Below are 17757 nucleotides of genomic sequence, written 5' to 3'. Positions count from 1 at the left end.
GGTTCACGTCTCCGGGGTCTGCACCTGCCCCTTCCGCAGCTGCGCGGTGGCGAGGACGGTGCCGTCGGACGCGGTCAGACGGGCGCCGGAGTAGCGCTCGACGTCGGCGGGGGCCGCGACTCCCCAGTCGCCGTGCCCGTCGCGCACGGTGAACTCGCCGACCCGGACGCTCGTGCCGTCGGCGCGCACCAGGAGGCAGGTGACCGTTCCGGTGTACCGGGTGCCCGGGCGGGTGAGGGCGACGGACACGAACATCCAGCCGGGGCTGCCGGGGTGGGCGTAGACCTCGCCGACGGGCTCTCCGTCGTGCCCGGCCGGGGTCATGTCGCCGACCAGCACGGGCTCGGACTCGACGGCGGCCGGCGGTGCGGCGGTGACCTGCTCGACGGCGGTGCCCGCGGCCCAGCCGGCGAAGCCGACGGCGACGGCGAGCGCGGCACCGACCGCGGCGACCCGGACCCGGGCCCGCCGGGCGCCCTGCCGCAGGCCGCGGCGCGTGCGGCCGGGGGCGCGGGCCGGCCGCTGCCCCGCGGGCGTCGCGATCTGCCGGGCGAGGGCGCGCGCCACCCGGGGCTCGAAACCGGGCGGTGGCTCACGGTCGGGCAGCAGGCCGACCAGCCGGTCGCCGACCCGGGTCAGTTGCCGGACGTACTCACGGCAGTCCGCGCACCGGTCCAGATGGGCGACCGCCTCGGCCCGTTCCCGGCCGGGGAGCACGCCGAGCGCCAGCTCGGCGCCGGCCTCCCGCAGCCGCTCGCAGTTCGCGTCACTGGACATGGTCGCCTCGTTTCGCCGACGCGACGATGGTGCGCAGCCGTGCCATCGCCGTCCTGATCCGCGTCTTGGCGGTACCCAGCGGTATCCGTTCCGCGTCGGCGACCTGCCGGGCCGTCATGCCGTAGATGCCGGCCATCATCAGCGCCCTGGCCTGCTCCCGTGGCAGCCGGGCCAGGGCGGCCCGGACCTGGGCGGAGGCCTCGTCGGCCAGGGCCCACTCCTCGGGGGTCGCGGTGACGGCGTCCAGCAGGTCCTCGAGGTCCTCGGGCGCCATCGGCTCCGTCCGCCGGGCACGGACGGCGTCGACGGCCAGGTTGTGCGCGATGGTCGTGAGCCAGGTCATGACCGAGCCGCGGCGCGAGTCGTAGATCTGGGCATGACGCCACGCGCGCTCGAACGTCTGCTGGGCGACGTCCTCTGCGAGCTGCTGGTCCCCGGTGACGGCCATCGCCACGCCGAAGACCCGGTGCTGGAACCTCCGTACGAAGATCGCAGCCAGCTCCGGATCCCCGGCGGCCAGCCCGGACAGCAGAGCCTCGTCCGGAAGGCGGCCGACGGGGAACCGGTATCCCGACACACCTCTGTATACGTCCGACGGCCGCCAGGGGATTGCCCGTCCCCCTGCTCGCCCGCCGCGGAAGATCACATGCCCATTCTGCGTCGGCCCGCCGGGCCCCGCATGCGGTCAGTGCCCGTTCTGTGCCAGCCGCAGCAGATGGTCCGCGAGCGCCTGCCCGCCGGTGGGGTTCCTGCTGATGAGCAGCAGGGTGTCGTCGCCGGCGATGGTGCCGAGGATGTCGTGCAGCTCCGCCTGGTCGATGGCGGAGGCGAGGAACTGGGCGGCGCCGGGCGGGGTCCGCAGGACCACCAGGTTCGCCGAGGCCTCCGCGGAGATCAGCAGCTCCTGGGAGAGCCGCCGCATCCGCTCCTCCTTCGCCGACTCCCCCAGCGGGGCGCGCGGCGTGCGGAAGCCGCCCTCGCTCGGCACGGCGTAGATCAGGTCGCCGTCGTTGTTGCGGATCTTCACGGCGTTCAGCTCGTCGAGATCCCGGCTGAGCGTCGCCTGCGTGACGTTCAGCCCGTCGTCGGCGAGCAGCTTCGCCAGCTGGCTCTGCGACCGCACCGGCTGCCGGTTGAGGATGTCCACGATCCGGCGGTGCCGTGCGGTGCGGGTCTGGGGTACGGCCGGCCCGGCGCCCCCGGCCGGCTCGTGGTCCTGCGCCTCGCTCATCGTCGTCTCATTCTCCGGATCGTCCGTCCCCATCCACAGGGATCGCTGCGTCGAGGATGCCGGGCAGCGCCCGGAGCAGCGCACCCGCCTCGTCGTCGCGGAGATTCAGCGGCGGCATGAGCCGTACGACGTCGGGGGCGGGCGCGTTCACCAGGAACCCGGCCTCCTGGGCCGCCTGCTGCACCTGCGGTGCGCGCGGCCCGGTGAGCACGATACCCAGGAGCAGGCCCGCGCCCCGGACGTAGTCGATCAACGGGTGGTCCAGAGCCTCGATTCCGTGCCGCAGCCGCTCGCTCTGCCGCTTGACGTTGTCGAGCAGGCCCTCGTCCTCGATGGTGTCGAGCACGGCGAGGCCGGCGGCGCAGGCGACCGGGTTGCCGCCGAAGGTGGTTCCGTGCAGGCCGGGCTGGAGCAGGTCGGCGGCCCGGCCGAAGGCCACGGTCGCGCCGAGCGGCAGCCCGCCGCCGAGCTGCTTGGCCAGGGTGACGACGTCGGGCAGCACGCCCTCGTGGGCCTGGTAGGCGAACCAGGTGCCGGTCCGGCCGACGCCGGTCTGCACCTCGTCCAGGACCAGCAGCGCCCCGGTGGCGGCGGTGATCGCGCGGGCGGCCTTGAGGTAGCCGGCCGGGGGCACGACCACGCCGTTCTCGCCCTGGATCGGCTCGATGACCACCGCCGCGGTCTCCTCGGTGACCGCGGCGGCCAGTGCCTGCGCGTCACCGTAGGGGACGTGGGTGACCTCGCCGGGCAGCGGCCGGAAGGGGTCCTGCTTGGCGGGCTGGCCGGTGAGCGCGAGGGCGCCCATCGTACGGCCGTGGAAGCCGCCGTGGGTGGCGACCATGTGAGTGCGTCCGGTGAGCCGGCCGATCTTGAAGGCGGCCTCGTTGGCCTCGGCGCCGGAGTTGCAGAAGAAGACGCGGCCCTCGCGGCCGAACAGCGTCAGCAGCCGCTCGGCGAGCGCGATGGGGGGCTCGGCCATGAACAGGTTGGAGACGTGCCCGAGGGAGCCGATCTGCCGGGTGACGGCCTCCACGATCGCCGGGTGGGCGTGGCCGAGGGCGTTGGTGGCGATACCGCCGACGAAGTCGAGGTACTCGTTGCCGTCGGCGTCCCACAGCCGGACGCCCTCACCGCGCACCAGGGGCAGGCGCGGGGTGCCGTAGTTGTTCATGAGCGCCCCCTGCCACCGCTGGGTCAGCTCCTGGTTGCTCATGACTCCCCCTGTCCGTCCGCGGTCCCGTCGGGCACGACCATGGTGCCGATGCCTTCGTCCGTGAAGATCTCCAGCAGGATCGAGTGCTGGACCCGGCCGTCGATGACGCGGGCGTTGGTCACGCCGTTGCGTACGGCGTGCAGGCAGCCCTCCATCTTCGGCACCATGCCGGAACTCAGCTCCGGCAGCAGCTTCTCCAGCTGCGAGGCGGTGAGGCGGCTGATCACCTCGTCGGAGTTCGGCCAGTCCTCGTAGAGGCCCTCGACGTCGGTGAGGACCATGAGGGTCTCGGCGTCCAGTGCCGCAGCGAGTGCCGCAGCCGCCGTATCAGCATTGATGTTGTAGACATGTCCGTCGTCCTGACTGCGGGCGATCGAGGAGACGACCGGGATGCGGCCGTCGGCCAGCAGCGCCTCGATCGCGCCCGTGTCGATCGCGGTGATCTCGCCGACCCGCCCGATGTCGACCGGTTCCCCGTCGATCTCGGGCATGCGCTTGGTGGCGGTCATGGTGTGCGCGTCCTCGCCGGTGAGGCCGACGGCGAGCGGGCCGTGCCGGTTGAGCAGGCCGACCAGCTCGCGCTGCACCTGTCCGGCGAGCACCATGCGGACGACGTCCATGGCGTCCTCGGTGGTGACCCGCAGGCCCGCCTTGAACTCGGTGACGATGCCGTGCCGGTCGAGGGCGGCGCTGATCTGCGGGCCGCCGCCGTGCACGACGACCGGCTTGAGGCCGGCGTGGTGCAGGAAGACGACGTCCTGGGCGAAGGCGGCCTTCAGCTCCTCGTTCACCATGGCGTTGCCGCCGAACTTGATGACGACGGTCTTGCCGCGGTGGCGGGTGATCCAGGGCAGCGCCTCGACGAGGATCTGGGCCTTGGGCAGCGCGGTGTGCTTGCGAGTGCTCATGAGGAGTAGGCGCTGTTCTCGTGGACGTAGTCGGCGGTCAGGTCGTTGGTCCAGATGGTCGCGGTCTCGGTGCCCGCGGCGAGGTCGGCGACGATGTGGACCTCGCGGTAGCGCATGTCGACCAGGTCCCGGTCCTCGCCGACGGACCCGTTCTTGCACACCCAGACGCCGTTGATGGCGACGTTGAGCTGGTCCGGCTCGAAGTCGGCGCCGGTGGTGCCGATCGCGGAGAGGACCCGGCCCCAGTTGGGGTCCTCGCCGTGGATCGCGCACTTCAGGAGGTTGTTGCGGGCGATGGAGCGGCCCACCTCGACGGCGTCCTCCTCGCTGGCCGCGTTGATCACCTCGACCCGGATGTCCTTGCTGGCGCCCTCGGCGTCGCCGATGAGCTGCCTGCCGAGGTCGTCGCAGACCTGCCGTACGGCCTCGGCGAACTCGGCGTGGTCCGGGGAGACGCCGGAGGCGCCGGAGGCGAGCAGCAGCACGGTGTCGTTGGTGGACATGCAGCCGTCGGAGTCGACGCGGTCGAAGGTGACCCTGGTGGCCGCGCGCAGCGCCTTGTCGAGGTCCTCGCCGTCGAGGTCGGCGTCGGTGGTGAGGACCACCAGCATGGTGGCGAGGCCCGGGGCGAGCATGCCGGCGCCCTTGGCCATGCCGCCGACGGTCCAGCCGTCCCGGGTGACGACGGAGGTCTTGTGGACGGTGTCGGTGGTCTTGATGGCGATGGCGGCCTTCTCGCCGCCGTGCTCGCTCAGGGCGGCGGCGGCCGTCTCCACGCCCTTGAGGACCTTGTCCATGGGGAGCAGGACGCCGATGAGACCGGTGGAGCAGACGGCGACCTCGATGGCGCCGCGGCCGAGCACCTCGGCCGCCTTCTCGGCGGTGGCGTGGGTGTCCTGGAAGCCCTGGGGGCCGGTACAGGCGTTGGCTCCGCCGGAGTTGAGGACGACGGCCGAGACCTGGCCGCTCCTGAGGACCTGCTCGGACCACAGCACCGGCGCGGCCTTCACGCGGTTGGAGGTGAAGACGCCCGCGGCGGCACGGCGGGGCCCGTTGTTGACCACGAGGGCCAGGTCGGGGTTGCCGTTCTCCTTGATCCCGGCGGCGATGCCCGCCGCCGTGAATCCCTTGGCTGCCGTGACGCTCACTGCATCTCCTCGTTCGCTTCTCCGCCCGCGCAGCGCGCCGGTGCGGCTCTCATCGTCGTCTGCGGCCCGGTGGCTGCGCGCTCGTCGCTCACGGTGCGACTCCGATCGTGGAAAGCCCGGTGGTCTCGGGGAGACCCAGGGCGAGGTTCATGCTCTGGACGGCACCGCCCGCGGTGCCCTTGGTCAGGTTGTCGATGGCGCTGATCGCGATGATGCGGCCCACGGCGGCGTCGTACGCGACCTGCACGTGAACGGCGTTGGAACCGTGGACGGACGCCGTCGCGGGCCAGTGGCCCTCGGGGAGCAGGTGGACGAAGGGCTCGTCGGCGTAGGCCTTCTCGTAGGCGGCCCGCAGGGACTCGCCGGTCACTGACTCGACGGCGGGCGCGCTGCACGTCGCCAGGATCCCGCGGGGCATCGGCGCGAGGGTCGGCGTGAAGGAGACGGCGACCCGCTCCCCCGCGGCCCCGCTGAGGTTCTGGATCATCTCGGGGGTGTGCCGGTGACCGCCGCCGACGCCGTACGGCGTCATGGAACCCATGACCTCGCTGCCGAGCAGGTGCGGCTTGGGGGCCTTGCCCGCGCCGGAGGTGCCGGACGCGGCGACGATCACCGCCTCGGGCCCGGCGAGCCGGGCCGTGTAGGCCGGGAACAGGGCGAGGGAGACGGCGGTGGGGTAGCAACCGGGCACCGCGATGCGCCGGGACCCCGTCAGCGCGGCACGGGCGCCGGGCAGTTCGGGCAGGCCGTAGGGCCAGGTGCCGGCGTGCGGGGAGCCGTAGAAGGACTCCCAGTCGGCCGGGTCCTTCAGCCGGAAGTCGGCGCCCATGTCGATCACGAGGACGTCGGGGCCGAGCTGCTCGGCGACGGCGGCGGACTGTCCGTGCGGCAGGGCGAGGAAGACGACGTCGTGCCCGGCGAGCGCCTCGGGCGTGGTCTCGGCCAGCACCCGGTCGGCCAACGGCAGCAGGTGCGGCTGGAGCGCACCGAGCCGCTGGCCGGCGTTGGAGTTGCCGGTCAGGGCACCGATCTCGACCTCCGGGTGCGCGAGGAGCAGACGCAGGACCTCTCCGCCCGCGTATCCGCTCGCTCCGGCCACCGCCGCACGTACCGCCATGTCCACCCTCCTCTTGGATGGCATGACTATACGTATCGTTGCACGTTTATGCAATGGCCTTCGGGAGCATCACCCGGCGCGAGACGACGAAGGTGACCGGGATCGCCGCCGCCGAGGCGAGCAGCGGGGCGAAGCGGCTGCCGGCGTGCAGCAGGTCCACGATCACCCAGACACCCGCCGTCGTGATCAGGAAGTTGGTGACGTTCGTCAGCGGGAACAACAGGAATTTCCGCCAGGTGGGCGGCGTCCGGTAGGTGAAGCGCGCGTTCAGGAAAAAGGACCCGATCATACTGAGCAGAAATGCCAGGACATGCGCGGCGAGATAGGGGAGCCAGGTCAGGAACAACAGGTAAAGACAGTAGTAGGTGGCCGTGTTCACAGCACCGACCACCGCGAAGGTCAGGATCTGCCTCGGCAGTTGTCTCGGCATCAGGGGATGAGATCTTTCGTCCGTTCCACGTTGGTCGCCTTCACCAGGAAGTGCGGGCGCCCCTTCACCTCGTGGTAGATGCGGCCGGTGTACTCCCCGATGACTCCCAGCATGACCATCTGGACGCCCGCGAGGGCGGTCACGGCGGTGATGATGGTCACATAGCCGGGAGTCCGGACGCCGTTGACGAGCGCGACCCCCACGATCCAGCCGGTGTACAGGCCCGCGCACACCAGCAGCCCCACGCCGAGCCAGAGCGCGGCGCGCAGCGGGCGGTTGTTGAAGGAGAACAGCCCGTCGAGGCCGTAGTCGAGCAGTCCGCGCAGGTTCCAGGAGCTGCGGCCGGCCTCGCGCGCCGCGTTCCGGTACGCGAAGGTGATGCTCGGGAAGCCCACCCAGGCGAACAGGCCCTTGGAGAAGCGGTTGTACTCGGTGAGGCCCAGCACCGCGTCCACGACCCGCCGCGACAGCAACCGGAAGTCCCCGACGCCGTCGACCAGTTCGACGTCGACCAGACGGTTGACGAGCCGGTAGTACAACCGCGCCGTGAGGGTCCGGGTGAGCCGGTCGCCGGTGCGGGAGCGCCGGGCGATGACCTGGTCGTACCCCTGTTCGCGCAGTTCGACCATGCGCCTGACCAGCGCGGGCGGATGCTGGAGGTCGGCGTCCATGACGATCACGCAGTCGCCCGAGGCGTGCCGGAGGCCGGCGAGCAGGGCCGCCTCCTTGCCGAAGTTGCGGCTGAAGGAGACGTAGCGCACCCGCGAGTCGAGGTCCGCGAGGTCCTTGAGGACGGCGAGCGTGCGGTCCCGGCTGCCGTCGTCGACGTAGACGAACTCCATGTCGTGGCCGAGGGGCAGCAGTTCCTCGGCGACCTTCTGGACCTCCTCGTGGAAGCGGGCGAGGACGTCCTCCTCGTTGTAGCAGGGCGCGACGATCGATATCAGCATGCGGGGTCCCCCCTGGGCGCGGTCAGGAAGCGGTGGTCACGCGCTCGCGCGGTGATGTGGTCGTGGGCGGCACCGGGACGCGCCGGCGGCGGACGGCGCCAGCGGCGGTGAGCAGGGCGAGGGTGAGCAGCGAGGCGGCTCCCACTGCCGTGCCCAGCCGCAGGCCGGGTGGGTGGAAGGTGCAGGTCAGGCGGGTGGCGCCGGAGCCGAGGGGTACGGCGATCAGGCCGTGGAAGTCACCGGCGGGCCGCTCGGGTCCGTCGCCGGCGGCGCACCGCCAGCCGGCGATGCGGGGTGCCGCGACGACCGCGACGCCCGTGCTGCCGGCGGGCAGTTCGGCCCGTACGGTGCCGTCGGAGACGGTCACCCCGGTGGCGCCGGTCGCCTTCAGCCGCGCGGCGGCGGTGTCCAGCCGGGCGGTGTCCAGGCAGCCGAGCGCGCCGGGCGGAATACCGCCGGGGCGGTCCGGGGTCAGCGCGATGCGCAGCCGTCCGGAGGCGGGAGCGGTGCCGAGCGGCTCCATGGCGGCCCGGTTGCGCGGATGCGCGAACCGGAACCGGGCGGGCGTGCCACCGCCGAGCCGTGCGGTGCCGGAGAAGTGCGGGGCCCACAGGTACACCCGGGTGCCGGCCGGGCACCGGGCGGTGACCGTGGGCCCGGCCAGGGCGTTCGCGGTGCCGACGCGGCGGCTCGGGAGGGGGTGCCCGCCGTCGTCGTGGACGGTGAGGGGAGGGAGGGTGTAGACCCGGCTGCCGAGCAGCAGCTCCTGGTTGCGGTACGGCGACGGGCCGAAGGGCCGCCGGTCGGGACCGGACCGCACGGTGACCAGGGGCGGCACGTCCCGCCGGGTGACGCGCACCGGCCCGCCGCCCGGGACCGGGTGCTTCTGGTGCGGATCGGGAGGGGAGTGCACCCGGGCGCCGACGGAGAAGACGACGTCCGTGACGGCGTTGTCCAGGCTCTGGACGCTGCGTCCGCGCGAGGTCCAGCCGTCGCCCAGCGCGGTGAGGGTACGGCTGAGGACGTCCGGGGTCAGGCTGCTGTAGTACTGGGCTCCCTCGCCGCCCACCAGCAGCGGGTCGTTGCCGACGGTCTGCTCGCGGCCGGGGTCGGTGCGGTAGCGGGGCCAGCCGTCGGCCCCCGCGATCGCCGCCGCCTGCGTCCGCTGCCGCTCGCCCCAGGGCGCGTAGTCGTCCAGGTGACCCAGGCGCAGCCGGGTGGCCACGGCCGAGGTGGCGGCGGTCTCGCCGACCTGGGCGCCGAGCAGGAGGACGACGGCCAGCCCGGCCAGCCGGTGGCGCGGCCCGGCGCGGCCCAGCAGGACCAGTCCGCCGAGGGCGCCCGCGAGGGCGAACGGCAGCACGATCCAGGTGTACGGGCGGACCAGCGTGCTGCGGCTCGCCACGGCGACGGCCAGGACGAGCAGCGCGGTCGCGGCGCCGAGGGCGCGCCGGCCGGGAAGGCCGTACGCCACGGCGTGCCAGGCGGCGATCACCAGCAGGCCACACAGCACGAACGCCTGCCGGTAGGGGCTGCCCTGCGGGGTGGCGAAGGCGTGCCAGACCAGGTGGGTGGGACCCCACTGGAGGGACAGGGCCACCGCGAGCACCAGTGCCGTCCAGCCGGTGCGGACCGGGAGCGGGACCGCCCGGTGGAAGGGCAGCGCGAGGGCGAGGAGCAGGGCGGCGAGGCCGACGTACAGGGCCGGGGAGCCGAAGCCGTAGGTGGCGGGCAGCAGCCGGGCGGCGACGTCCTCGGCGGGCACGGGGGCGAACCGGCGTACCCGGCCCGGGTAGGCGTGCCGGGTGCCGGCGTAGACGACGGTCACGACCGGGGCGGCGAGTCCGACGCCGAGGGCGGTGGTGAGGGCGGCGCGGCCGGTGGCGGCGAGCGCCCGCCGACGGGGCGGGCGGGTGAGCAGCAGGCGCAGCAGCAGCACCAGGGCGGCACCGAGGGTGGCCATGTAGGCGGTGTAGAAGTTGGCGGTCCAGGCGAGGGCCACGACGAGGACACCGGGCAGCAGCCGGCGTCCGGTGAGCGCCCGTTCGCCGACCAGGCACAACAAGGGCAGCGCGATCAGGCCGTCGAGCCACATCGGGTTGTAGGAGGCGTCGGCCGTGCTCCAGCCGCACAGCGCGTAGGAGGCGCCGAGCAGGGCCGCGGCCCAGCGGCGGCCGGGGCGCAGGGTGAGCAGCAGCCAGGCCATGGCCGCGGCGGCGGAGGCCGTCTTCAGCACGGTGACGGTGTAGACGGCGAGGTCGATCCGGTCGCGCGGGAAGAGGGCGACGAGCAGGGCGAAGGGGCTGCCGAGGTAGGTGCCGAGGTCGGGCAGGAAGCTCGTGCCGTAGCCGGACTGCCAGTTGACGAGGAGGCCGCCGTGGGCCCTGCCGTGCAGCAGGTCCCACAGGTGGGCGTGGAAGGGCACGTACTGGTTGCCGAGGTCGTTGACGCTGCGGGTGCGGGGGCCGAAGGGGTGGCTGCGCGCGAGGAGGTCACCGGCGCAGAAGGCGGTGACCGTGACGGCCGCGGCGAGCAGGGCGGCTGCCCGGTGCGGCACGCCGGGTGCTTTTGAGCGGTCCATTTATCGGCAGGCCCCCATGAATTCACTGCGTTGATTTCGCCGTCTTAGACGGGACGCCATTCCTGTTGGTTGTGCGCTCACCGAAAAGTGAGGCGACATCCTCCGAATACGGGAAACGACGCGTGAATTTCGTGTCCTGCCGGACAACTTTGACTTTCCGGGAGGTGTTCTGCGGGTGAACCGGCCGCCTCGCGGGCCGCGTGGGCGCCGTCGCGCTCGCGTCGGAGTGTGCTCCGACTCCTGCGGGAGATCCCCGGCCGGCCCGGGCGCGAGCCCGGGGAGACCACGGAGGCGCTGCTGCACTCCGCCGTCCACTGCGGGATGCCGAAGGCGCTGAACGCCACTTTCGCCGCGAGGAAGGTGTTCACCGGGCGCGGGCCGCTGCCGGCGGGGCAGCGGCCCGCCCCCTCGGCTACCTCTGCCTGATCCGCAGGAAGGTGACGGAGTTCGCCGGGAAGGTGTAGGTGAACGTCCTCGCGACCCCGGTGAACGTGGACGTCCGCGGGGCGACCGCCGTGGAGGTCTCGGTGTTCACCGCGTCGGGTGCGGCGGCGAGCGTGGTGACCCTGGCCCTGGACGCCACCTCGGCCCGGCCGAGGTCGACGGCCGTACGGGCGGCGGTCGACTGGGCGTTGACGACCTTGAGGATCAGCTCGCCGGTCCTCGCGTCCCGGGTGACGACCTGGCGGAACGGCTCGGCCGGCTTGTCGTCGGTGAAGCCGCCCCACTCCTCGCCGTCGAGGTAGAGGGTGACCTGGCGGCCCCGCACCTTGATGTCGAGGTCGTAGGCACGGCCGGTCTCGACCGACCCGGCCTTGGAGAACAGGGTGGACTTGCCGCCGTCCACGGCCTGTTCGACCGCCGACTGCGTATTGTTCCAGCCGCCCAGGTTCCACCAGTAGTAGCTGCCGGTGTCCTTGACGCCGAAGGCGACGAGGAAGCCCTCCTTGCCGGACTTCTTGGTGGCCTTCACGTGCAGGTCGTAGTCGTGCCAGGACGGGTCGCCCGCCTGGACCATGGTGTTCTCGGCGGTGTCGTCCGTCTGGACGTACCGGCCGTCCTGCACGGCCCAGCTGCCGGTGCCGGTGTGGGTCCACCGCGCGGCGTCACCGGAGAAGTCGTCGCTCAGCAGGGTGCCTCCGTCGGCGGCGGTGACCTTCACGTCGTCGTAGGCGGCGCTGGTGTTCCAGGTGGACAGGCCGACCGCGCCCGTGATGGGTCCGCTCAGGCTCGGGGTGCCGGTGGCGGTGCTCGGTACGACCCGGTCGCCCACGTTGGTCATGAACAGCTTCTGGACCTCGTAGTTCGCCGAGCCCCAGGAGGCGTGGTTGTCGAACCACACCATGTCCGGGCTCCACTGGACGTAGTCCTCGTTGGCGAAGAGCGGGGCGTAGGAGGCGAGCCTGACGACGTCCGCGTTGCGCTCCAGGCCGGTCATGTAGGCCGCTTCGGCGAGGCCGTTCTTGAAGGCGTTGCCCTGGGAGGCGTACTCGCCGAGGAAGACCTTCGGGCCGGAGCGGTCGTAGGAGTCGTAGCGGTCGTTGTTCTGCAGGAACCACTGCGGGCTGTTGTAGTAGTGCTCGTCGACCATGTCGACCTTGGCGTCCCGGTTGAGCTTCCAGGCCGTGTCGAAGGTGGAACCTGCGTCGTCGGGGCCGGAGTTGGAGATGACCTGGATGTCCGGGTACTTCGCCTGGACGGCCGCGCGGAACTGCCGGAAGCGGGTGAGGAACTCGTTCGGCAGGTTCTCCTCGTTGCCGACCTCGATGTGGGTGAGGTGGAAGGGCCTGGGGTGGCCCATCCCGGCGCGCACCTTGCCCCATTTCGAGGAGGCGGGCCCGTTGGCGAACTCGACGAGGTCGAGGGTGTCCTGGATGTGCCGCTTCAGCAGGGCGTCGTCGGCGACGGCCTTGTTCTGGCCGCAGCCGGTCACCAGGGCCGGTACGACGGGCAGCGGCATGGCGCCGATGTCCTCGGCGAACCGGAAGTACTCGAAGTAGCCGAGGCCGTACGACTGGTTGTAGCCCCAGAAATTGGAGTTGACGGCGCGCTGCTCGACCGGGCCTACGGTGTCCTTCCACTGGTAGGAGCGCCGGCGCTGCCAGCCGGAGGCCTCGCTGTAGTCCTCCATGGAGCCGGTGTTGACCAGGCAGCCGCCGGGGAAGCGGACGAAGCCGGGGTGCAGGGCGGCGACCTTCTCGGCGAGGTCCTCGCGCAGGCCGTTGGGCTCGTGCTTGTAGGTGTCACGGGGGAAGAGGGACACCATGTCGAGGGCCGTCGCGGCGTCGGCGGCGACGGTGAGGCGGCCGGTGGTGCTGGTGCGGGCGGCGGTGAAGGAGGCCTTGTACCGGGCCCAGCCGTTCTTCCTCACGGCGGTCCGCCGGGCGGGCGCGAGCGTGCCGCCGGCGTCCTGGAGGGTCACGGTGAGCGTGCTGCCGGCCTCGGCCCGGGCCCAGACCGAGAAGTCGTACCTCTTGCCGTCCTGCACGGCGATGCCGGTGTTGTAGCCGGCGTTGGTGACGGACGAGCCGGCGGCCAGGGCGAGGTAGGCGCGGTTGCGGTCGTTCAGCCGGCCGGAGTCGTTCACGACCCGGGCGGTCCCCGAGACCGTCCACGCGGTCAGCGGGGTGTACGCCTTGTTGTCGTCGGCGGAGTACTCGAAGGACCGGTTCTGGACGAGTTCGGCGTACAGGCCGCCGTCGGCGGCGCGGTTGATGTCCTCGAAGAAGACGCCGTACATCGTCTTGTCGATCTTCGGCCCGGTGGCGGAGGGGTCGACGGTGATCGCGTAGTCGGTGACGTCCTCGGCGTGGGCGGGGGCGGGGAGGGCGGCCGTGGCGAGCAGGAGGGCGCTCGTCGTCAGGCCGAGTCTCCAGCGGACGGTGCGTGACATGGATACTCCGCGGCTCGATGTTCGAAATATCAGACGTTGGTCAGCACTTCGAACGCACGATAGGGAAGGGGTATGGACACGTCAATGGGACGGAGCGCGGCGCGTAAGCTCTGCGACATGGACGGGTGGGTGCCGTACGGGATCGTGTTCGGCTTCTTCGCAACAGTGCTGGGCGTTCTCACCTGGCTCGCGCGCGCGATCCGGCGCCGGGGCGCGGCGGGCGGGGGCGCGGGGGCCGCCCTGGCCGCCTACGAGGAGGCGTTCCGCACCACGGGGTACGCCGCGTACCAGGAGATCCGGGCACAGGCGGAGCGGAAGACACCCGCCGACTCGCCCGACGGCCCGCACCGGCGGACCCGGGGGGCGCGGTGACGGGTGGGGTGTGGCCGGTGCCGGACGTGCTGGCCCATCTGGCCGGGCGCTGGCGGGTCGAGCGGGACGTACGGGATCTGGCGAGCGGGGCCGAGGGGCACTTCGGCGGGGTCACCGTCTTCAGCGCGCTGGAGGGCGGCGGGCTGCTGCACGAGGAGTCCGGGACCTTCACCTGGCAGGGGACGGCGCGGCCGGCCACGCGGACGCTGAGGTTCCTGCCGCATCCGGTGCCCGGCCGGGCCGACGTGCGGTTCGCGGACGGGCGGCCCTTCCACGAGCTGGACCTGACCACCGGGCGGTACGTCGCCTGTCATCCCTGTGCCGCCGACCGCTACCGGGGCGAGTTCACCGTCCGGGACGCCGACCACTGGCGCACGGTGTGGCGGGTGGCGGGCCCGGCGAAGGACCTCCTGCTCACCACGGACTACGTGCGCGAGCGCTGAGCCGGTATGCCGTCCAGGCGCAGGTTCCAGCGGCCGCCGCGGCCCGTGACCGTGGTCGTGGACAGCGGGCGGACGTCGATGTTCCAGTACGTCGAGGGCGGCGCCTTCAGCGCGTAGACCAGGGCCGCCCGGATCACCGACGGCTCGGCCACGGCGACGATCCGGCCGCCGTCCTCCACCGGCCGGGTGTCCAGCCAGCCGCCGACCCGCGAGATGAACGCCAGCAGCGACTCGCCGCCGTGCGGGGTGGAGCGCGGATCGGCGAGCCAGGCGTCCACCGCCTCCGGCTCCCGGGCCATCGCCTCCCCCAGCGTCAGCCCGCGCCAGCGCCCCATGTCGCAGTCGCGCAGCGCGAGCTGGACCAGCGGGGCGTACCCCAGGGCGTCGCCGGTGGCCCGGCTGCGCGGGGTCGGCGAGCAGTAGCGCAGCTCGGCGGCGGCCAGCGGCAGCAGTTCCCCGGCGACGCGCTGCACCTCGTCCCAGCCGCCCTGGTCCAGCGGCCGGTCGTCCTCGAAGCGCTCCGCGAGCGGCGGAGCACCGCGTGCGGCGGCGACGAACGTCACCCTCAGTGGCATGCGGTGATGGTGAGCCGTGCGGGGGTGCGGGTCAAGGGCCGTGACATGGGAGTTACCAGAGGTATGCCGATGTTTACCCGAAGGTGTGCGCCATCCACTGGTCAGGGCGGTCCAGGGGCCGGAAGCCGAGCTTCTCGTAGACGCCGTGCGCGTCGTGCGTCGCGAGCAGGAGGCGGCGCAGCCCGAAGGGCACCAGGTGGTCGCGGACGCGGGCGACGAACGCCGTGCCGATGCCCTTGCCGCGCACCGACGGGTCGACGTACACGTCCGCGAGCCAGGCGAACAGCGCCTGGTCGGTGACCACGCGCGCGTACGCCACCTGCTCGCCCGACACCGTGTCGTACACCCCGAAGTTCAGCGAGCACGCCATCGCCCGCTCGTGCTTCTCGCGCGGGCGGCCGGTCGCCCAGTACGCGTCGGACGACAGCCAGCCGTGCACACGGTCGACGTCGACCCGGGCGGAGTCGGCGGAGAACTCGTACCCCTCGGGGAGGTCAGGTGTGTCGCTCATACGGTGATCCTCACAGACCGGGCCGGTCGGTGACGAACGGATTCGGCACCACCTCGTCGTACGCCGTCCGCAGCCGCCGCACGCCCTCCGCGATCTCCCCCGTGCCGGCGACGGCCGCGAAGCTCAGCCGGACATGGGCGGCGGGGGGTTCGGCGCTGAAGTAGGGGCGGCCCGGGGTGAGGGCGACGCCCGCGCGGAGGGCCGCCGCGGTCAGGGCCGACTCGTCCGTGCCCTCCGGCAGGCGCAGCCACAGGTGGTAGCCGCCGGACGGGATGTGCGGCAGGGCCGGCTCGGGCAGGTGCCGGGCGAGCGCGCCGGTCATGGCGTCCCGGCGGGACTTCAGCTCGGCCGAGAGCGCCCGCAGATGGCGGGGCCAGGCCGGGGAGCCGACGAGTTCCAGGGCGGCCTCCTGCAGCGGCCGGGGGACGAAGAAGCTGTCCACGACCTGGATGGCGCGCAGCCGTTCCAGCACCGGTCCGCGCGCGGCCAGGGCGCACACCCGGAAGCTGGGCGAGGTGGCCTTGGTCAGCGAGCCGACGTGGACGACGACACCGTCCGGGTCGTCGGCGGCCAGCGGGCGCGGCAGCGGGCCCGCGTCGGCGTGCACGAGCCGGCGGACGAAGTCGTCCTCGACGACGAACGCGCCGGCCGCGCGGGCGATGCGCAGCACCTCGGGGCGCCGGGCGGGGGCCAGCACGGCACCGGTCGGGTTCTGGAACAGCGGCTGACAGACGAACACCCGGGCGCCGGTGGCGTGGAAGGCGTCCGCGAGCAGGTCCGGGCGGACCCCGTCGGGGTCGACGGGAACCGGGACGGGCCGCAGTCCGGCCGCGCGGGCGAGGGCCAGCATGCCCGGGTAGGTGGGCGACTCCACGAGCACCGGGGCGCCGGGCGGGGCGAGCGCGCGCAGGGCGGTGGCCAGCGCGGCCTGCCCGCCCGCCGCGATCAGCACCTCCGCCGCGGTGACGCCGCCCCCGATCCCGCGCGCGAACCACTCCCGCAGCTCCGGCAGCCCCTCCAGCGGAGGCCTCCCCCAGGCACCGGGGCGCCGCCCGGCACGGGCGAGGGCCGCGGCCATGGCCCGCTCCGGCTGGAGGGAGGGGTGCAGATAGCCGCCGTTGAGCTCCAGCACCCCGGGCGGCGGGACGGCCAGCGACACCGTGACACCCCGGGCCTCCACCGTGCGCGGTACGAGGTCGGCGGTGCCGTCGGCGCTCAGCGCGACCTCCTGCCAGGAGGTGTCCCCGGCCGGGGACTCCTTCGGGCGCGGGCGGGCCCGGAAGGCGCCGGCACCCGGGCGGGTGACCACCAGGCCCTCGGCGGCGAGCTGGGCGAGCGCCCGGGAGACGGTCACCGGACTCACCCGGAAACGCTCGACCAGCGCCCGGCTCGACGGCAGCTTTCCACCTGGAGAGTAGCGCTCCAGCTCGCTCCGCAGCTGTTCCGCCAGTTCACCCACACTGCTACGCTGTTGCATGACACCACAGAGTAGCGCTACTACCGCCAAGCCGATAGCAGTCACCGGCCCCCGGGAGGCCCGGGGACTCGGCACCGCCCAGGCGGCACTGGGCGTGGTCGCCTTCTCGCTGACCTTCCCCTCGACCGCCTGGGGCCTGGAGAGCTTCGGCCCCTGGTCCCTGGTGGCGCTGCGCGGGGTTCTCGCCGCGCTCGTCGCCGGCTGCTGTCTGCTCGCCGCGGGGGTGCGGCCCCCGGCGCGCCGGCATCTGGCCGGGCTGGCCGTGGTCGCCGGCGGCGTGGTGGTGGGCTTCCCGATGCTGACCACGCTCGCCCTGCAAACATCCACCACCGCCCACGCGGCCGTCGTGGTGGGCCTGCTGCCGCTGACCACCGCCGTGTTCTCGGCCCTGCGCACCGGAGCCCGGCCCTCCCGCCGGTTCTGGCTGGCGGCCGTGGCGGGCGCGACGGCCGTGATCGGCTTCACCGTCGCCCAGAGCGGCGGCGCGCTCACCGCGGCAGACGGCTATCTGTTCGGGGCGCTGCTGGTGTGCGCCGCCGGCTACACCGAGGGCGGCCGGCTGGCCCGGGTGATGCCGGGCTGGCAGGTCATCGGCTGGGCGCTGGTGCTGTGCCTGCCGCTGGCCGTGGCGGCCGGGGCGCTGGCGCTCGCCCACGAGCCGGTGCACCTGAGCTTCCACGGGGTGGCGGGTCTGGTGTGGGTGGCGGTCGGTTCCACGTTCCTCGGACTGCTCGTCTGGTACCGGGGCATGGCGGCCATCGGCATCCCCCGGGCGAGCCAGTTGCAGTTGGCTCAGCCCCTGCTCACACTGGTGTGGTCGGCGCTGCTGCTGGGCGAGCACTTCACCGTGGCCGCTCCCCTGACCGCCGTGGCCGTGCTCGTGTGCATCGCCGTCACCCAGCGGTCGTGATCGTGAGGAGGGCCGGCAGATGCGCGCATCCAAGGGCGACCAGCTTGTGCAGCACGGCAGGGTGGTGGGCCAGCACGACCAGGTCTCCGAAGTGGTCGAAGTGATGGGCGACAACGGCAATCCGCCGTACCGCGTCCGCTTCGACGACGGGCACGAGGCGATCATGTCTCCCGGCCCCGACTGCCAGGTCAGGCACCGGGAGCAGCAACAGCAGTAGTCAC

The 17757-nt window shown here is 72.8% G+C and carries 18 protein-coding genes and 1 pseudogene; 5 read left to right on the top strand and 14 right to left on the bottom strand.

Features of this window, described 5'->3' with window-relative positions; genetic code table 11:
* Positions 1-3 precede the first annotated feature (3 nt).
* The 10 genes from ACZ7N4_RS22245 to ACZ7N4_RS22200 form a co-directional block, all read right to left on the bottom strand.
* Positions 4-777, bottom strand: coding sequence for a hypothetical protein (locus ACZ7N4_RS22245; protein ID WP_471360232.1), 774 nt, complete (start codon positions 775-777; stop codon positions 4-6).
* Positions 767-1354, bottom strand: coding sequence for an RNA polymerase sigma factor (locus tag ACZ7N4_RS22240; RefSeq protein WP_471360229.1), 588 nt, complete (start codon positions 1352-1354; stop codon positions 767-769). Before ACZ7N4_RS22240 ends, ACZ7N4_RS22245 begins: the two co-directional genes overlap by 11 nt.
* A 108-nt stretch (positions 1355-1462) precedes the next feature.
* Complete coding sequence (locus ACZ7N4_RS22235) at positions 1463-2008, bottom strand: arginine repressor (RefSeq protein WP_471360226.1); 546 nt, start codon at positions 2006-2008, stop codon at positions 1463-1465.
* 7 nt (positions 2009-2015) lie between these two features.
* Positions 2016-3221, bottom strand: a complete 1206-nt coding sequence (locus ACZ7N4_RS22230; protein ID WP_471360223.1) for an acetylornithine transaminase — start codon at positions 3219-3221, stop codon at positions 2016-2018.
* The gene (gene argB, locus ACZ7N4_RS22225) at positions 3218-4129 is read right to left on the bottom strand and encodes an acetylglutamate kinase (RefSeq protein ID WP_471360222.1); all 912 of its coding nucleotides are present in this window, start codon (positions 4127-4129) and stop codon (positions 3218-3220) included. Before argB ends, ACZ7N4_RS22230 begins: the two co-directional genes overlap by 4 nt.
* Positions 4126-5277 carry a bifunctional glutamate N-acetyltransferase/amino-acid acetyltransferase ArgJ gene (argJ, locus tag ACZ7N4_RS22220; RefSeq protein WP_471360220.1) on the bottom strand — a complete coding sequence of 384 codons (1152 nt, stop codon included), beginning with the start codon at positions 5275-5277 and terminating at the stop codon, positions 4126-4128. Before argJ ends, argB begins: the two co-directional genes overlap by 4 nt.
* An 88-nt stretch (positions 5278-5365) precedes the next feature.
* Positions 5366-6394 carry an N-acetyl-gamma-glutamyl-phosphate reductase gene (argC, locus tag ACZ7N4_RS22215; protein ID WP_471360217.1) on the bottom strand — a complete coding sequence of 343 codons (1029 nt, stop codon included), beginning with the start codon at positions 6392-6394 and terminating at the stop codon, positions 5366-5368.
* Positions 6395-6440: 46 nt separating this feature from the next.
* Entirely contained in the window at positions 6441-6824 is a 384-nt protein-coding gene (locus ACZ7N4_RS22210; RefSeq protein WP_471360214.1) for a GtrA family protein, read from the bottom strand.
* Positions 6824-7774, bottom strand: a complete 951-nt coding sequence (locus ACZ7N4_RS22205; RefSeq protein WP_471360212.1) for a glycosyltransferase family 2 protein — start codon at positions 7772-7774, stop codon at positions 6824-6826. The genes ACZ7N4_RS22210 and ACZ7N4_RS22205 overlap by 1 nt, the downstream gene beginning before the upstream one ends.
* Before the next feature lie 22 nt (positions 7775-7796).
* Positions 7797-10355, bottom strand: coding sequence for a YfhO family protein (locus tag ACZ7N4_RS22200; protein WP_471360209.1), 2559 nt, complete (start codon positions 10353-10355; stop codon positions 7797-7799).
* A gap of 264 nt (positions 10356-10619) precedes the next feature.
* Between ACZ7N4_RS22200 and ACZ7N4_RS22195 the strand changes: the two are divergent.
* Positions 10620-10781: pseudogene (locus tag ACZ7N4_RS22195) on the top strand (carboxymuconolactone decarboxylase family protein); the annotation flags it as partial.
* Here ACZ7N4_RS22195 and ACZ7N4_RS22190 read toward each other — a convergent pair.
* On the bottom strand, positions 10768-13248 hold the full coding sequence (locus ACZ7N4_RS22190) for an alpha-L-arabinofuranosidase C-terminal domain-containing protein (RefSeq protein WP_471360207.1): 2481 nt from the start codon (positions 13246-13248) through the stop codon (positions 10768-10770). The pseudogene ACZ7N4_RS22195 and the gene ACZ7N4_RS22190 overlap by 14 nt on opposite strands.
* A 117-nt stretch (positions 13249-13365) precedes the next feature.
* On the opposite strand from ACZ7N4_RS22190, the gene ACZ7N4_RS22185 reads away from it, so the two are divergent.
* Together ACZ7N4_RS22185 and ACZ7N4_RS22180 are read left to right on the top strand one after the other, a co-directional pair.
* A complete protein-coding gene (locus tag ACZ7N4_RS22185; protein ID WP_471360204.1) occupies positions 13366-13620 on the top strand; it encodes a hypothetical protein in 255 nt (84 codons plus the stop codon).
* Between the two features lie 8 nt (positions 13621-13628).
* Positions 13629-14063 (top strand): DUF6314 family protein, encoded by a 435-nt coding sequence (locus ACZ7N4_RS22180; protein WP_471360490.1) that lies wholly within the window; start codon positions 13629-13631, stop codon positions 14061-14063.
* Here the strand turns inward: ACZ7N4_RS22180 and ACZ7N4_RS22175 are convergent.
* The 3 genes from ACZ7N4_RS22175 to ACZ7N4_RS22165 all read right to left on the bottom strand — a co-directional run bounded on the left by ACZ7N4_RS22175 (position 14045) and on the right by ACZ7N4_RS22165 (position 16626).
* Positions 14045-14638: a histidine phosphatase family protein gene (locus ACZ7N4_RS22175; RefSeq protein WP_471360201.1), complete on the bottom strand. Its 594-nt coding sequence runs from the start codon at positions 14636-14638 to the stop codon at positions 14045-14047. The two genes, ACZ7N4_RS22180 and ACZ7N4_RS22175, sit on opposite strands and share 19 nt — an antisense overlap.
* Positions 14639-14711: 73 nt before the next feature.
* A complete protein-coding gene (locus ACZ7N4_RS22170) occupies positions 14712-15149 on the bottom strand; it encodes a GNAT family N-acetyltransferase (RefSeq protein WP_471360199.1) in 438 nt (145 codons plus the stop codon).
* A gap of 10 nt (positions 15150-15159) precedes the next feature.
* Complete coding sequence (locus ACZ7N4_RS22165; protein WP_471360197.1) at positions 15160-16626, bottom strand: aminotransferase-like domain-containing protein; 1467 nt, start codon at positions 16624-16626, stop codon at positions 15160-15162.
* Between ACZ7N4_RS22165 and ACZ7N4_RS22160 the strand changes: the two genes are divergently transcribed.
* Positions 16625-17536, top strand: a complete 912-nt coding sequence (locus tag ACZ7N4_RS22160) for a DMT family transporter (protein WP_471360195.1) — start codon at positions 16625-16627, stop codon at positions 17534-17536. The two genes, ACZ7N4_RS22165 and ACZ7N4_RS22160, sit on opposite strands and share 2 nt — an antisense overlap.
* A gap of 19 nt (positions 17537-17555) precedes the next feature.
* On the top strand, positions 17556-17753 hold the full coding sequence (locus ACZ7N4_RS22155; RefSeq protein ID WP_471360192.1) for a DUF1918 domain-containing protein: 198 nt from the start codon (positions 17556-17558) through the stop codon (positions 17751-17753).
* The last annotated feature ends 4 nt before the right edge of the window (positions 17754-17757 follow it).

It is taken from the genome of Streptomyces sp. NPDC107654 (assembly GCF_055639035.1).
The sequence above is the reverse complement of the archived record's forward strand: the minus strand, read 5'-3'. Positions and strand labels throughout refer to the sequence as shown.

Excerpts from the sequence above, each read along its gene's own strand:
- ACZ7N4_RS22170 (WP_471360199.1), bottom strand. The coding sequence starts at position 15,149 with ATGAGCGACACACCTGACCTCCCCGAGGGGTACGAGTTCTCCGCCGAC.
- ACZ7N4_RS22200 (WP_471360209.1), bottom strand. The coding sequence starts at position 10,355 with ATGGACCGCTCAAAAGCACCCGGCGTGCCGCACCGGGCAGCCGCCCTG.
- ACZ7N4_RS22155 (WP_471360192.1), top strand. The coding sequence starts at position 17,556 with ATGCGCGCATCCAAGGGCGACCAGCTTGTGCAGCACGGCAGGGTGGTG.
- ACZ7N4_RS22210 (WP_471360214.1), bottom strand. The coding sequence starts at position 6,824 with ATGCCGAGACAACTGCCGAGGCAGATCCTGACCTTCGCGGTGGTCGGT.
- ACZ7N4_RS22230 (WP_471360223.1), bottom strand. The coding sequence starts at position 3,221 with ATGAGCAACCAGGAGCTGACCCAGCGGTGGCAGGGGGCGCTCATGAAC.
- ACZ7N4_RS22160 (WP_471360195.1), top strand. The coding sequence starts at position 16,625 with ATGACACCACAGAGTAGCGCTACTACCGCCAAGCCGATAGCAGTCACC.
- ACZ7N4_RS22175 (WP_471360201.1), bottom strand. The coding sequence starts at position 14,638 with ATGCCACTGAGGGTGACGTTCGTCGCCGCCGCACGCGGTGCTCCGCCG.
- ACZ7N4_RS22235 (WP_471360226.1), bottom strand. The coding sequence starts at position 2,008 with ATGAGCGAGGCGCAGGACCACGAGCCGGCCGGGGGCGCCGGGCCGGCC.
- argC (WP_471360217.1), bottom strand. The coding sequence starts at position 6,394 with ATGGCGGTACGTGCGGCGGTGGCCGGAGCGAGCGGATACGCGGGCGGA.
- ACZ7N4_RS22185 (WP_471360204.1), top strand. The coding sequence starts at position 13,366 with ATGGACGGGTGGGTGCCGTACGGGATCGTGTTCGGCTTCTTCGCAACA.
- ACZ7N4_RS22245 (WP_471360232.1), bottom strand. The coding sequence starts at position 777 with ATGTCCAGTGACGCGAACTGCGAGCGGCTGCGGGAGGCCGGCGCCGAG.
- ACZ7N4_RS22190 (WP_471360207.1), bottom strand. The coding sequence starts at position 13,248 with ATGTCACGCACCGTCCGCTGGAGACTCGGCCTGACGACGAGCGCCCTC.
- argB (WP_471360222.1), bottom strand. The coding sequence starts at position 4,129 with ATGAGCACTCGCAAGCACACCGCGCTGCCCAAGGCCCAGATCCTCGTC.
- ACZ7N4_RS22205 (WP_471360212.1), bottom strand. The coding sequence starts at position 7,774 with ATGCTGATATCGATCGTCGCGCCCTGCTACAACGAGGAGGACGTCCTC.
- ACZ7N4_RS22165 (WP_471360197.1), bottom strand. The coding sequence starts at position 16,626 with ATGCAACAGCGTAGCAGTGTGGGTGAACTGGCGGAACAGCTGCGGAGC.